General features: G+C 61.1%; 11 protein-coding genes. 8 read left to right on the top strand and 3 right to left on the bottom strand.

The features are described 5' to 3' along the window. The first annotated feature begins 32 nt into the window (after window positions 1-32). Window positions 33-896 carry a DUF1559 family PulG-like putative transporter gene (locus tag D5261_RS20875; RefSeq protein WP_119324966.1) on the top strand — a complete coding sequence of 288 codons (864 nt, stop codon included), beginning with the start codon at window positions 33-35 and terminating at the stop codon, window positions 894-896. Between the two features lie 200 nt (window positions 897-1,096). Continuing rightward, on the top strand, window positions 1,097-2,311 hold the full coding sequence (locus D5261_RS20870) for a Gfo/Idh/MocA family protein (protein ID WP_218025786.1): 1,215 nt from the start codon (window positions 1,097-1,099) through the stop codon (window positions 2,309-2,311). Here the strand turns inward: D5261_RS20870 and D5261_RS20865 are convergent. Continuing rightward, window positions 2,308-3,291, bottom strand: coding sequence for a LacI family DNA-binding transcriptional regulator (locus D5261_RS20865; protein WP_119324967.1), 984 nt, complete (start codon window positions 3,289-3,291; stop codon window positions 2,308-2,310). The genes D5261_RS20870 and D5261_RS20865 overlap by 4 nt on opposite strands. Window positions 3,292-3,430: 139 nt before the next feature. On the opposite strand from D5261_RS20865, the gene D5261_RS20860 reads away from it, so the two are divergent. Beyond that, window positions 3,431-4,426: a LacI family DNA-binding transcriptional regulator gene (locus D5261_RS20860; protein ID WP_119324968.1), complete on the top strand. Its 996-nt coding sequence runs from the start codon at window positions 3,431-3,433 to the stop codon at window positions 4,424-4,426. A gap of 9 nt (window positions 4,427-4,435) precedes the next feature. Here the strand turns inward: D5261_RS20860 and D5261_RS20855 are convergent, their stop codons facing one another. After that, complete coding sequence (locus tag D5261_RS20855; RefSeq protein WP_119324969.1) at window positions 4,436-5,290, bottom strand: sugar phosphate isomerase/epimerase family protein; 855 nt, start codon at window positions 5,288-5,290, stop codon at window positions 4,436-4,438. A gap of 365 nt (window positions 5,291-5,655) precedes the next feature. Between D5261_RS20855 and D5261_RS20850 the strand changes: the two genes are divergently transcribed. From D5261_RS20850 to D5261_RS20830, 5 genes are all read left to right on the top strand, one after another. Further along, window positions 5,656-6,516, top strand: coding sequence for a DUF1559 family PulG-like putative transporter (locus D5261_RS20850; RefSeq protein WP_165864653.1), 861 nt, complete (start codon window positions 5,656-5,658; stop codon window positions 6,514-6,516). A gap of 107 nt (window positions 6,517-6,623) precedes the next feature. Further along, window positions 6,624-7,385 (top strand): spherulation-specific family 4 protein, encoded by a 762-nt coding sequence (locus tag D5261_RS20845; RefSeq protein WP_125206388.1) that lies wholly within the window; start codon window positions 6,624-6,626, stop codon window positions 7,383-7,385. A gap of 18 nt (window positions 7,386-7,403) precedes the next feature. Then, on the top strand, window positions 7,404-8,270 hold the full coding sequence (locus tag D5261_RS20840; protein ID WP_119324971.1) for a carbohydrate ABC transporter permease: 867 nt from the start codon (window positions 7,404-7,406) through the stop codon (window positions 8,268-8,270). Between the two features lie 25 nt (window positions 8,271-8,295). Next, a complete protein-coding gene (locus tag D5261_RS20835; protein ID WP_165864654.1) occupies window positions 8,296-9,660 on the top strand; it encodes an ABC transporter substrate-binding protein in 1,365 nt (454 codons plus the stop codon). Beyond that, a complete protein-coding gene (locus D5261_RS20830; protein WP_218025787.1) occupies window positions 9,653-10,582 on the top strand; it encodes a carbohydrate ABC transporter permease in 930 nt (309 codons plus the stop codon). The genes D5261_RS20835 and D5261_RS20830 overlap by 8 nt, the downstream gene beginning before the upstream one ends. Before the next feature lie 240 nt (window positions 10,583-10,822). On the opposite strand, the gene D5261_RS20825 is transcribed toward D5261_RS20830, so the two are convergent. Beyond that, window positions 10,823-13,306, bottom strand: a complete 2,484-nt coding sequence (locus D5261_RS20825) for a hypothetical protein (RefSeq protein ID WP_125206389.1) — start codon at window positions 13,304-13,306, stop codon at window positions 10,823-10,825. Window positions 13,307-13,421 lie beyond the last annotated feature (115 nt).

Raw genomic sequence — 13,421 nt, 5'->3', positions numbered from 1 at the left:
CGTTTACTTTCTGATATTTAAGGAGAACGAACATGGACCGCCGCCGCAAAGCCACAGGCTTTACTTTGATTGAACTGCTCGTCGTCATCGCCATCATTGCGATTCTCGCCGCCATCCTCTTCCCTGTCTTCGCCAAGGCCCGTGAGAAGGCCCGGCAGACGTCGTGTCTTTCCAACATGAAGCAGCTCGGACTGGGCTTCATGCAGTACAGCCAGGACAACGACGAAAAGAACCCCGACGGCGTCAACTGGTTCTATCCCGGCGGCAACGGCTGGGCCGGACAGCTCTACCCCTATGTCAAGAGCAAGCAGGTCTTCCTGTGCCCCAGCGACAGCACGGGCAATAAAGAGCACAGCTCCTATGGCTACAACAGCAACAACACCGATCCAACGGGGTTAGGCGTGGACAGCTTCAGCATCGCCAAGTATGTCTCGCCCGCCAAAACCGTTTTGCTCTTTGAAGTCCAGGGGAACTACTTCGGGGCAACGGACGGATGGGATGTCTCCACCGACGCAAACGTGACGACCGGCGGCGAAGGCTACTCTCCCGCCGGCTTCGGCGTCAGCGGAGCCGGCAATGCGTACGTTGTGGCGGGAGCGGGCGCTTTTAACTCCCCCGCCAACCTGCTGCTCGCGACCGGCTATCTGCGCGGTGCGACGTCCAGTGACTACAGCCGCTTCGCAACGGCCACAGGGCGGCACACGGATGGCGCGAACTACCTGCTCGCCGACTTCCACGCCAAGTGGATGCGCGGCAGCGCCGTTTCCGCCGGCTACACCAACCCCACCGAGACCGACTGCAACACGGCAGCCGTGACCGGCGGCGGACCGGGCGTGCCGCTCGCCGCCGGCACCGGATGCGGAGATAACACCATCGCCGCCACGTTCAGCCTGTAAGGCGTAACGCGCAAACGCTTGCGAAATCTTCATCCAACGCGATGAATTTCGTATCGAAACGGAGCCGCCGGACGGGCTTTCGACGCCGCTTACGGCGCCGTGGCCATCCGGCGGCTCCCTCACTCTTGAATTCGACGGAAACGCTCTGGAAGCGCATGGACGCGTCGCACAATTCAACTCAGGAGACAGGAAGGAAAGATATGTCTTCCCCAATACGCCTTGGCGTCATCGGTTATGGAGAGCGCGCCCGTCACATGGTGCGCATTATGCGGTCACAGGATCCCAATGTTTCGCTTGCCGCGATCGCGGATCCGCAATGCGACAGCATCGCCGCCAAGCTGCATGACGACGGCCGCGTCGGCGACGACGTCCATCTTTACAAGACCGCCGACGAAATGCTCGACGCCGAGGCGCTCGACGGCGTCGTGATCGGCACGCGCTGCAGCCTGCACGCGGCGATGGCCGTGAAGGTGCTCGCCCGCGATATCGCGCTTTTCCTGGAGAAGCCGGTCGCCACCACGATGCCGGATCTGCTGGCGCTGCGCGCCGCTTCGTCTCCGCGCGTGGTCGTTTCGTTCCCGCTGCGGCTTTCGCCGCTGGCGCAGCTCGCCCGCGAGATCATCGATTCCGGCAAGATCGGGACGGTCGAGCATGTTCAGGCCTGGAACAACGTTCCATACGGCAATGTCTACTTCCAGACATGGTACCGGGACGAAACCGAGACGCAGGGCCTGTTCCTGCAAAAAGCCACGCACGACTTCGACTATATCAATTTTCTGCTCGCCGGCAATCGGCCGGTCGCGATCTCCGCGATGACGTCCAAGCAGATCTTCAAGGGAACTCACCCGGCGGGTCTGAAGTGCATGGACTGCGCGGAAAAGAAGACCTGTTTCGAGAGCCCCTACCACCCGTCTCGCTCCGCGCCGCTGGCCCTCGATATGCCCGCCAAGGAGATGTGCGCGTTCGCCGTGGACACCGGCAATGAAGACTCCGGCAGCGCGCTGATCCAGTACGCGTCCGGCATGCACGTGGTGTACAGCCAGAACTTCTTCGCGCGCAACAAGGCGGCGAAGCGCGGCGCGACGCTGCTGGGATACAAGGGAACGATCGAATTCGATTGGTTCACCAATGAGCTGAAGGTCTTTCAGCACCATTCGCCCCATGTCGAAACGCATACGTTCGACAACAACGCCATCCACGGCGGCGGCGACGAAGTGCTCGCGACCAATTTCCTGGCGGTCATTCGCGGGGAATCGGAATCGGTCTCGCCGATGGAGGAAGGTCTGCTGAACACGCTGATGTGTCTGAAGGCCAAGGAATCGGCGGCGACTCATCAGTTCCAGCAGATCCAGTGGCCCAGCGAGAATATCGTCCAGGAGACGCTGCGTGAGCGGGATCTGATCCGAAGAGGTTAGGCGGGAGCGGGACCGCAGGAGCGGCGTTCGATCAAGTGCGTGCCCACGGTCTGGACGGTTGGAGCGGCCTTGTCGGCGATCATCGCGAGCAGCGAGCGCACGGCAAGGTCCGCGATGTTCGGGATGTTGATAGCGACCGTCGTCAGCGGCGGATTGACCAGCGCGGCGGCCTCGATGTTGTCGTGGCCGATGACGGACACGTCGGTCGGTACGGTTTTCCCAAGCTGCGTCACCGCCTGAACGGCGCCGCTGGCGAGGATATCGGTGCGCGCGAAGATCGCGGTCGGCGGCGCCATGAGCGTGAGCAGATCCAATGCGGCCAGCCGCCCGTCATCCGGCGTCACGCCCGCTTCGCGCGCGAGCTCGGGATACCAGGTCAGACCGGCCTCCGCCATCAGCGCCGGAAAGGCGTCGCTCAAAACATGGCCGGGCTGGCCGCTGCCGATGTAGCCGACGCGACGATGTCCGAGGGCGGCCAGCTTCGCGAGCGCCTCGCGCACTCCCGGGAAGGTGTCCAGGCAAACGTAGGACGCCTCCGGAAAGTCCAGCGGCTCGGAACCGGCAATCACCACCGTCGGCGTGCGACCGTGCAGCGTGAGTCGGCGCAGGTCCTCGACGGTGGTTTCCTGTCCGGCGACCACGATCAAACCGTCGACGCCGTGGCCCATCGCCGCGTTGGGGCGGCGCGTTCCCAGGTGCAGAAGCAGGTCGTAGCCGTGGGCGCCGGCGACCTCCTCCACCCCGCGCGCCAGCTCCACCAGATACAAGTCGGACAGCAGGTGCGAGCAGACCAGCCGGATCATCAGGTTTCGGCCCGTGACCAGGCTTCGCGCGTTGGAGTTGGGGACGTAACCGAGCTCCTCGGCCTTTTCCAGCACAAACTGGCGCGTTTTGGGACTGACTTGCGCGCGGTCGTTGAGCGCCCGCGAAACGGTCCCAATACTCAGATTTAGGGCTTTAGCAAATTCGATAATGTTCATGAGAGACTAGAAAATGGAGGCGACGCGATGCTCTCAGGATTGTACCTAATCGCATGCGCCCTGTCAAACAAGACGCTCAATCGCCTCTAAAAGAAGATAAGAAATATCTGCCAGCAATGAAATTGGTAACCATAAGACTATGAATATCGTCGAATTTGCAAAGTGCATCAACGTCAGCAGCGGGACGGTGTCGCGGGCGCTGAACGATCGCCCGGACATCAACCCCAAGACGCGGCAGATGGTGCTGGAGAAGGCGCAGGAGCTGGGCTTCACGCGCAACGCCAGCGCCCACCAACTGGTGACCGGGCGGACGTTTTTGATCCGCCTGGAGTGTCCGTACAACGCCGATGTTCTTTCCGATCGTTACTTGATCGAGATGGCCCGCGCGCTCGAATCGGAGACGCGCGCCCATAACTACAATCTGCTGCTTCGGCTGGGCCGGCGCCCTGAAGGCGCCGAGACGGATATGTGCATGGTCGACGGCCTCGTCCTGATGAGCGGTCCGGAAGTGAACGCGGACGATATGAAGGCGCTGACCCGGAACTGGCGTACTCCGACGGTCATCATCGACGGGCCGGATCAGTCCGATTTCCCCAAGGCGTCCCACATCTGTGTCGACACCGTTCCCGGAGTTCGCAAAGCGCTGCAATACTTCGCCAATCTCGGTCACAAGCGCGTCGGCTACATCGGCAGCGGATTCCCGGAAAGCGGGATCCGGGTCAAGCTGCCGGCGCTGATGGCGGAGGCGGGCCTGGCGTGGGATCCCTCCCTGGCGATCGAAGCGGGGGTGACGAGCCGGGACGGGTTTGAGGCGACGCACAAACTGCTTCAGCTGGACAATCCGCCGACGGCGCTGCTCGCGCGGACCGATGTGCTCGCGTTCGGAGCGATCGAGGCGGCGAACAGCCTCGGGCTCTCCGTTCCCAAGGAGATCTCGGTGATCGGACACGACAACGTCGAGATCGCCGCGCTGGCCAGTCCCCCGCTGACGACCATCGCCATCGATATTCCTCAAGTCGCGCGCGCCGCGATCCGGGCGCTGATCGGAATGATCGAAGACAATGCGGAGCCGGCCATGGAGGTGTGCGGGGCGCATCTCGTCGTCCGCCGATCCTGCGCCCCGTCCCCGATCTAAAGGAAACGACTACCGTCCCAGGATCGCGTCCATGGCGTTGGAGGTGTTGGCGATGCGCACTTCGGGATAGAAACGGTACTGCGGGATCATCTCCGCCGCCACCGGGCCGTCGTAGCCGATCTCGGCGATCGCCGACATCACTTCCGGCCAGTTCACGTCCCCTTCCAGAAGGTCGACAAAGCCGTCGCCGTTGCCCACGGCCCGCCGGAAATCTTTAAAGTGCACCCCGGCCACACGCTTGCCCAGGATCCGAAGCCACTGCTCCGGGTAACCGTAAGGAAGAATGTTGGCGACATCGACATACGCGCCGATCGCCGGGCTCTCGAACTGGTCGATGAAGCGGGCCATCTCCAGAGGGCTGGTCAGGAACTTGTTCCAGACGTTCTCGATGCCCAGGCGGACGCTCAGCTCCTCGGCCAGCGGGAGCACTTGCTTGAGGCCCGCCACCGAGCGGTCCCAAACGACATCATAGGAGCGGGAGGGCTGATCGGGGAGGAAGAAGACATCGACCGCGCCGGGGATCGTCAGCAGCGTTTTGCATCCGAGCCAGCTTGTGATCTGGATCATCTTGCGCAGCGCCTCCACAGCGCGCGCCCGGTCGGTCTCGGTGTCGCTGGCGAGGGCGTACTCCCAGTAGATGCCCGACGCGACGCTGGCGACCTGCACGCCCGCCGCCTGAGCCGCGGATAAGATTTCACGGCATCGCGCTTCGTCGGTATCCAGTCCGAGCGCTCCGTCGTTTGCGATGCACAGCTCGACGGCGTCATAGCGATAGTGCTTGGCCTGGGTCAAAAACGTCTCGACGGGAAGCGTCCCTTCAAGACCGCCGGGCATGGACCAGTAGTTCAGTGATTTGAGCAGCATGATACGTTCTCCGTTTTGAAAATCATTCCAAATATACCACGGAAAACGCGCAAACGTAAACGTTTACGCATTGGTGCGAAATAAAATAAAATCGACGACAGGAGAGGAAGCCGGCAAGCCTACGAGTTTTGTGATTTCTCTAAAGAAATTCGAAAATTTCTCTTGACAAATGCGAGCTTCAATGGCATAATGAGTCTTAACGGAAACGTTTACGCAATCACAGCGTTTCGCGGTGAAAGCCGTCGTTTCCTGAGAACCGGCCCCTCTTTATTCATCGTCGAATAGAATTGGTTCCTTGCATGGATTTGCATGGACTTTAGCATAGACGCTCGTTGACACCGTCCTATTGACGCCAAGGAAATACGATGAATAACAAGAAAATCGGCTTTACCCTCATTGAGCTTCTCGTCGTCATCGCCATCATTGCGATTCTCGCCGCCATCCTCTTCCCTGTCTTCGCCAAGGCCCGTGAGAAGGCCCGGCAGACGTCGTGTCTTTCCAACATGAAGCAGCTCGGACTGGGCTTCATGCAGTACAGCCAGGACAACGACGAGAAGAATCCCGATGGCGTCAACTGGTATTACCCCGGAGGCAACGGCTGGGGCGGCCAGATCTACGCCTATGTTAAGAGCAAGCAGGTCTTCCTGTGCCCCAGCGACACCACCAGCGGCAATAAAATCTATAGCTCGTACGCCTACAACAGCAACAATACCAATCCCGACGGCAGCACGGTCGACAGCTACAGCATCGCCCAGTATGTGTCTCCCGCCAAGACGGTGCTTCTCTTTGAAGTGCAGAGCAACTTCTACAACGCCGGCAACACATACGACATCTCCACGGAGACCGCCGACACCACCGGCTCCGGCGGATCGTCGCCGGCTGGCTTTGGCGTGAGCGGAAGCGGCAACTCGTATGTCGTGTCGGGCGGAGGCGCTTACGACGTTCCTCCCCATCTCGCCATGGCGACCGGCTACCTGCACGGCGTGACCTCCAGCGACTACAGCCGCTTCGCGGCGGCCACCGGGCGGCACACCGATGGCGCCAACTACCTGCTCGCCGACTTCCACGCCAAGTGGATGCGCGGCAGCGCGGTTTCCGCCGGCTACACCAACCCCACCGAGACCGACTGCAATACCACCGCCGTGACCGGCGGCGGACCGGGCGTCCCGCTCGCGGCGGGAACAGGATGCGCGGATAACTCCATCGCGGCTACCTTCAGCCTGTAAACCTCACTCGAAATTCTCTTGGGCGGCGCGAACAGCGCCGCCCAAAGTCTATCAAATAATCTATCAAATTCGAGGACGATCTCCACTCCTCGCGGAAGAGTACACTTTTGAAGCAATTGCGAAACCACCTTATGATGACGGCGGCGCTCGCCGGGGCGATGCTGGCTCCGGCGTGTCATGCACAGAGCCAGCGCATGGCGATCCCTTCGTATTTCTATCCTGGCCCTCTCTGGACGCAGGCGGAAAAGGCCGCGCCGACCGTGGGCCTGACGATCATCAATCCGAACAGCGGTCCCGGCGCATCGCTCAATGCGCAATACGTCGAACAAGTGCGCGAAGCGAAGGCGAAGGGCGTTCAGGTGATCGGGTACGTCCATACCAGCTACGGCAAACGCGCGAAGAGCGAAGTGCTCGACGAAGTCGGCAAGTTCTTCCAGTGGTATCATGTCGATGGAATCTTTTTTGACGAAACCAGCAATCTCGCCCCCGATATCCCCTACTATCGAAGCCTGTATAAAGACGTCAAAGCCGCAAACGCCAAAGCGATTGTCGTCCTCAATCCGGGCGCGCCGACATTGGAGGGCTATCTGGCCGCCGGCGATGTCATCGCGACTTTCGAAAGTGACGTAAACGCTTACGTTAATAAATATGTGGGGGCTGACTGGACCGCGAAGTATCCCGCCCGACGCTTCTGGCACATCGTTTACGATGTCAAGCCCGGCGCGCAGCTGGCGCAGGTCATCGCGCTCAGCCGCAAGCGCGGCGCGGGATGGGTGTTTTTGACTTCGGAAATTCTGCCTAACCCTTACGGCAAACTCCCGTCTGACGCGGTCTGGAGCCAGGAGATCGCGGCTCTGCCGAAACGCTAACGTAAAGACGACAGAGATATGAAAAAAAATTTGGTGGGCTACGCCTTCATCTCCCCCTGGATCCTGGGATTTCTCGTATTTACGGCGTATCCGTTCCTGAGCAGCATCTACCTCTCCTTCACGCGCTACAACATCGTGACGCCCGCGAAGTGGGTCGGCATGGCGAACTACCGCGCGCTCTTCTCGGGCGATCCCTTGTTCTGGACGTCCCTGGGCGTTACGTTCAAGTTCGCGATCATCGCCCTTCCTGTCGGCATCGTGGTCGGGGTGGCGCTGGCGCTTCTGCTGAACCTCAATATCAAGGGAATGGGGTTTTACCGGACAATCTTCTATATCCCGTCGATTGTCCCCATCGTCGCGACATCCACCGTGTTCATGTGGCTGTTCAACCCGGAGATCGGCCTGATCAACAAGCTGCTGAAGATGGTGGGGGTTACCGGACCACCCTGGCTGCAAAGCTCCGCCTGGGCGCTCCCGAGCCTTGTTCTGATGTCGCTCTGGGCCGTCGGCGGCAGCATGGTCATCTATCTCGCGGGCCTCAAGGACATTCCGGCCTATCTTTACGAAGCCGCCGTAATCGACGGCGCCAGTCCATGGCAGCGCCTGCGCCATATCACGCTGCCGATGCTCTCGCCGGTGATCTTCTTCAATCTCGTGATGGGCTTGATCGGAGTCTTCCAGTACTTCACCGAAGCGTACATCATGACGCAGGGCGGCCCCGAGGACAGCACGCACTTTTATGCGCTGTACCTCTTCGAACGGGCGTGGCGATACCTGGATATGGGCTACGCCAGCGCCATGGCCTGGGTGCTGTTTGTCATCGTGATGTCGCTGACGGGACTGGCGTTCTGGACGCAGAAACGATGGGTGCACTATGAGGGTTAAGCGACTCAAAAGTCCGAGAGCGAATATGAAATTTCCCGTATCGAAAGCCGGAGCGCTTGGCGCCGCCATGATCTTAGCGCTCGGCTCCGTGATAACCGGCTGCGGGCCGAAGACGGAGACGCTTCTTTCGGCGACGGCGGCCCCGCAAGCCGATCAGCGCGAGCCCGTTTACTACTGGCATATGTGGAGCGCCGAGTGGCAGCCCGTCATGGAGCATGTCGTCGATGAGTTCAACGCCAGCCAGACCAAGTATAGAGTCATCCCGCTGCAAATCCCCTACGGCAGCGCCGATTCAAAGTTTTTGCTTTCGGTGGCGGGCGGTAATCCGCCGGACGTGATGGCGCAGTGGACCCAGGCGATCAGCACCTGGTCGCAGGGCGGCATCTTGCAGCCGCTGGAGACCCGGATGACGCCGGCGGAGCGCCAGTACTTCGACCACGACACCTACCCCGTCATCCATAACAACGGCTGGTACAAAGGGCATCTTTACGGAATGGTCATGGGGGTGGACGTCTACGCCTGCTACTACCGCGTGGACGATTTTCAAAAGGCGGGCCTCGATCCGGACAAGTTCCCGACCACCCTGGAAGAGCTCACCACGGTCGGACACAAGCTCGACCAGTTCGAAGGCGGCAACTTAACCCGCGTCGGCTTCCTGCCCTCGGGCCTCACCCAGTACGCGCCCTCGTTTGGCGGCGGCTTCTACGACGCCGCCACGCATCAAGTCCTTCTGAACACGCCGCAGAACTTGAAGGCGCTGACTTATCTCGTGGACACCAAGAATCAACTCGGAATGGACCGCGTGATGCGTTACAGCTCCAGCCTCAAATCGCAAAACGGCGCGTCGTGGCCATTCATCGACGGCTCCGTGAGTATCTCGCTGGATGGCGAGTGGCGGGTTCAGCAGCTCGCGAAGTTCGCGCCGAATTTGAAATACAAGGTCGCCCTGCTGCCGCCGCCCGCCGGCGGCAAAGCCGTCGCGAGTTACTCCAACACAAACTTCCTGACCATTCCCGCCGGCGCCAAGCACGCCCAGGGCGCCTGGGAGTTTATCAAGTTCTGGGCGGGTCTGAACGATCACAACCGCGCGGCGGAGTTCAACACGCGCTTCGGCTGGCTGCCAAGCTCAAACCAAATGCTGGCGGCGCCGGCGTATCAGGCCTATTTGAAAAAGTATCCGCAGTACAAGGCGTTTGTGACACTCGCGGCCAGTCCCAATCTGGTCACGATCCCTCCGACCGCCTACCAGATGTATCTGGCGGACCATATCTCCAGCGCGGACGATCTGGCCGAACGCGGTTCACTGTCGCCCGCCGCGGCGCTCACCGGCCTGGAGCACGATGTCGCACGCGAACGAGCGCGCCGAAAGGAGCTTGGCTACGATGAATAACGCTCCCGTGAATACGGCGCCCGCATCCAATACGATGTCCGTCAAACAAACGATCGTGGCCCGTGGGCGGCGGCGGCTGACAGGGCTTTCCACCGGCCAGAAGATCGCCGCGCATGCGGTGCTTCTGCTCCTGTGCCTGCCAGCGCTGCTGCCGCTCTTCTGGATGGTGTCCACATCGCTCAAGGGCGACACACAGATCTTCGCCCACAGCGCATCGAACACGCTGTCCAGTCTGCTCCCGCATCCGGCCGTGTGGAGCAACTATCCCAAGGCGCTCTCAGCCGTCCCGTTTGGGATCTATTTTCAGAATACGCTGTTCCTTTGCGCCTGCACGGTGATTGGCGCGGTTCTGTCCAGCTCCCTGGTTGCATACGGCTTCGCGAAGATGGAGTTCAAAGGAAAAGCGTTTCTCTTTATCCTGATGATCTCCACGATCGCTCTGCCCGCCCAGGTGACGATGGTGCCGGTCTTCGGCCTGTTCCGCGCGCTGCACTGGTACGGCACCTACTTGCCGCTGATCGTCCCCGCCTTCTGCGGCGCGCCGTTCTATATCTTTCTGCTGACCCAGTTCTACCGCAAACTGCCCGACGAGCTCGCGGAAGCCGCGCGCCTGGACGGCGCCAGCGAGTGGCAGATCTACTGGAAAGTCATGCTCCCATTGTCACGCCCGGCCCTCGCCACCTGCGCGCTGTTCCAGTTCCTCGGAACCTGGAACGACTTTCTCGGCCCGCTGATCTATATCAACGATCCCAACCGGTACACCCTCGCCTACGGATTGCAGCAGCTCCTTTCCACACACGGCGGCGAGTGGGCGTCCCTGATGGCCGACTCCACAATCTTCGTCCTGCCGATCATCGTCCTATTCTTCTTCACGCAAAAACTCTTCGTGCAGGGGATTGCGACGACTGGCGGGAAGAACTAAACCCTCTCCCTCGGTCCCTCTCCCGGGCGGCTTCGTCTGGGAGAGGGATGTCCGGTGATTTGTCCGTCCGGCACGGACGGTTAGATGCGGAGCATCTCCCAGGCCCGGGTTTCATAACCGGGAACTTCGGCGCCCACGATGCAAACACATGCCCTGAAGGGCATCCTCTCTCACCCACACAAAATGCCGGGCATTCATCGAATGCCCGGCCCGTTTTCTCTTTTCCGATCCTAACCCAACTTAGCGCAGCGCCAGCACCCGTGTCTCAGAAGGCGCAAGCGTCATCGTGACGCTTATGCCCCCGGGAGCGCGCGTCGCCGTCACGCTCTGACCCGTCATATCGTCGTGGAGACGCAGGGCTTTGGCGCCGGCGAATTTGTCTGTGTCGATGGTGACAGTCACGGTGCGCGGTGTTTTTAGGCTGTTCAGGACGGTGAGGTAGTTGGCGCCGTAGCGTTCCACCCAGACGTCCTGGTCGCTGCTGCGGGCCCAGGTAATCGGCTCCCAGCCGGCGTGTGAGAGATGGGAGATGACCGGGATGTACTTCTGGAACAGCGGCCGGTCGCGGTTGTAGAGGGCGGCGTTTTCCCAGTACGGATGATCGGCGGCGTTGACGCTGAACATGCTGGGGAATACGGCGTAGAACATGCAGCGCTGGAAGTAGAGTTCGATCTGCTCCGAGCCGATCTTAGTGAAGTCCGTATTGAGGAGCATCAGATAAGGTTTGTGGTAGCACATCGTCCGGCGCAGATTGAACTGCGAGTCGGGTTCGGGTTCCCAGGCGCCGCTTGGGAACATATCGGTTTCGGTGCCGATCACATCCAGAAGAGGCGCGAAGAGATGGAAGCGCAAGGGCGTGGAGTTCGCCATCAGCAGTTTCCCATGGCGGTGCAGATCCTGTGAGAGCGCCTGCGTCGAGTCGTAAACGGAGAACCAGGTCGGGACAACGGGTTTGAAATCGTTGGAATCCCATGTCAGAGATCCCGAGGCGGCGCGCAGGGTGGCGGGCTGATAATTGAGGGTATCCGCCCAGGCTTCGAGCGAATCGAGATACTCGCCGTCCGGCTCGTTCGCCTTGCCGAGCGCGGGCTTTCCGGCGGCGTTCAGCATCGCCTTCGACCACAGGCCGGGAACATGTGGGAGCGCGGGGCTGGGGTTGAGGACGAACACAGCGCCATCGCACCAGGGGGTATCCCGGAACGCGACGTTATAGAGGCCGTGCGAATCTTTGGTCCCCGAAGACAGCACCGCCTGCGATTGGCGGCGTTCGGCGTTGTCCACCGGACCGGCGGCCTGGCGCTTCACCTGCGCCATTGCTTCGGCGTACGTGCGCGGCGCATCCTTCTTCATCGGCATCCAATACGTCATCGGCTCGACATAACGGAAACTCAGGATCCCCAGCGCCCGATCGGAGCCGACGCTGTTGTCGCCCTCATGGTACGCGATCTGGAAGTCTTTGGGGTTGGCGACAAATTGGGGCGCCGTGAACGGAATCCAGACGCCCTCGGATTTGTTGCGCCGCTGAAACGCCTCGGGATAGAGCGCGTAGTAACGCGCCGACGCGTCGCGGAATGCCCATTCGGGGCTGACGGCGTAACGAGCGACGCGAAGCGTGACTCGGTCATGCCCGGCGCTGTCGCCCTTGGGAGCAAGCGCGATATCGTAGGCGGCGTAAAAGAGATTGGCGCGAGAATTGTACTCAATCCGGGCGACGCACGGCTGCTGCGCGGGCGGGATCGCTAGCGCATACCCCGCCTTCGCCGTCGTGACGCAGCCAAACGGATAAAGCGACACGTACCCCACCCCGACATTGACGTTTTGCAGATTGGCGTACTCGCCGCCGGCGGCGGTCTGGCGATCGCGCATGTCGTTCCACCACGTCACCGGCTCCGACGCCTTTAAGCGCTGCGCGTAATAGATCGTGACGGCGGCGGACGTCGTCGCCGTATTCTGAAAGGACGCGGTGACGATCTTGTCCGTTGCGGACGACGCCGTCAGTTCGACCCCGGCGAGGGTTTGATGCGGCGTCACGGCGAGAACCGAGCCGCGATGCGCGGCGTCCCGCATCAGCCAGCCGCCTGATGTCGAGGTCGTTTTCGGAAGCGCCAGGTCCTGGCTGTCGAACATCTTGTCCATCGGCGTAGTATGGACGTCGAAATCGTCGAACCAGGCAACGCCCGTATGATAACGAAACAGGGCGTAGACGTTCAGCGATTTCAAAGCCTTGTGCGGCATGAAGGTGATGCTGCGGCGGCTCCATCCATGCGTTCCGGTCTCGAACTCGGAGATCTGCCCCCAGAGGTTCGTCCCATCGGCGTATGTCAGATCGACATACAGCGCGTAGTCGCCGCCGGGCGCGCCGCTCACGCCTTCCGCTTTGCTCCAGCCCGAGATTACGACGGGCGCGGGCGTCGTCTGATTCAGCGTCACGGTCTGGAACGCTCCCGAGACGGCGCTGAGATCGTGATTTTCACATCGGATGCCCGCGCCGCCAAGGCGTCCTCCCTTCGCGTCCATGGCATAGCCCTGGCCGTACGAGGTCCAGGCGGAGGCGATGAACGCGCCGCCCGGGGCCGACTGCGTCTGCTCGAAGCCGCCGTTCGGAAGGAGCGCCGCTGTGGCGGCCGGCGACGGGCCGGCGAGAGAAAATAAACAGAATACGCTCAGAACGGCGAAGAACATCGCGCGCGCGAGGCGTTTTGAAAAGATGGCATGGTTCGTCATATTCACGGCCTTACTTTGAACGATCGGTCGATGGGAACTGTGCGGAGGATACGAATCAAAAATTCCCGGGCGCGCCACTCTGCGAGCTCGGGGATCATGAGGATGGTCGTGCGAA

This window comes from Capsulimonas corticalis, from assembly GCF_003574315.2.
Classification (GTDB): domain Bacteria; phylum Armatimonadota; class Armatimonadia; order Armatimonadales; family Capsulimonadaceae; genus Capsulimonas; species Capsulimonas corticalis.
Note: the sequence above shows the minus strand (reverse complement) of the source record. Positions and strands in the feature narration are given on the sequence as shown.

Excerpts from the sequence above, each read along its gene's own strand:
- D5261_RS20875 (WP_119324966.1), top strand. The coding sequence starts at position 33 with ATGGACCGCCGCCGCAAAGCCACAGGCTTTACTTTGATTGAACTGCTC.
- D5261_RS20870 (WP_218025786.1), top strand. The coding sequence starts at position 1,097 with ATGTCTTCCCCAATACGCCTTGGCGTCATCGGTTATGGAGAGCGCGCC.
- D5261_RS20865 (WP_119324967.1), bottom strand. The coding sequence starts at position 3,291 with ATGAACATTATCGAATTTGCTAAAGCCCTAAATCTGAGTATTGGGACC.
- D5261_RS20860 (WP_119324968.1), top strand. The coding sequence starts at position 3,431 with ATGAATATCGTCGAATTTGCAAAGTGCATCAACGTCAGCAGCGGGACG.
- D5261_RS20855 (WP_119324969.1), bottom strand. The coding sequence starts at position 5,290 with ATGCTGCTCAAATCACTGAACTACTGGTCCATGCCCGGCGGTCTTGAA.
- D5261_RS20850 (WP_165864653.1), top strand. The coding sequence starts at position 5,656 with ATGAATAACAAGAAAATCGGCTTTACCCTCATTGAGCTTCTCGTCGTC.
- D5261_RS20840 (WP_119324971.1), top strand. The coding sequence starts at position 7,404 with ATGAAAAAAAATTTGGTGGGCTACGCCTTCATCTCCCCCTGGATCCTG.
- D5261_RS20835 (WP_165864654.1), top strand. The coding sequence starts at position 8,296 with ATGAAATTTCCCGTATCGAAAGCCGGAGCGCTTGGCGCCGCCATGATC.
- D5261_RS20830 (WP_218025787.1), top strand. The coding sequence starts at position 9,653 with ATGAATAACGCTCCCGTGAATACGGCGCCCGCATCCAATACGATGTCC.
- D5261_RS20825 (WP_125206389.1), bottom strand. The coding sequence starts at position 13,306 with ATGACGAACCATGCCATCTTTTCAAAACGCCTCGCGCGCGCGATGTTC.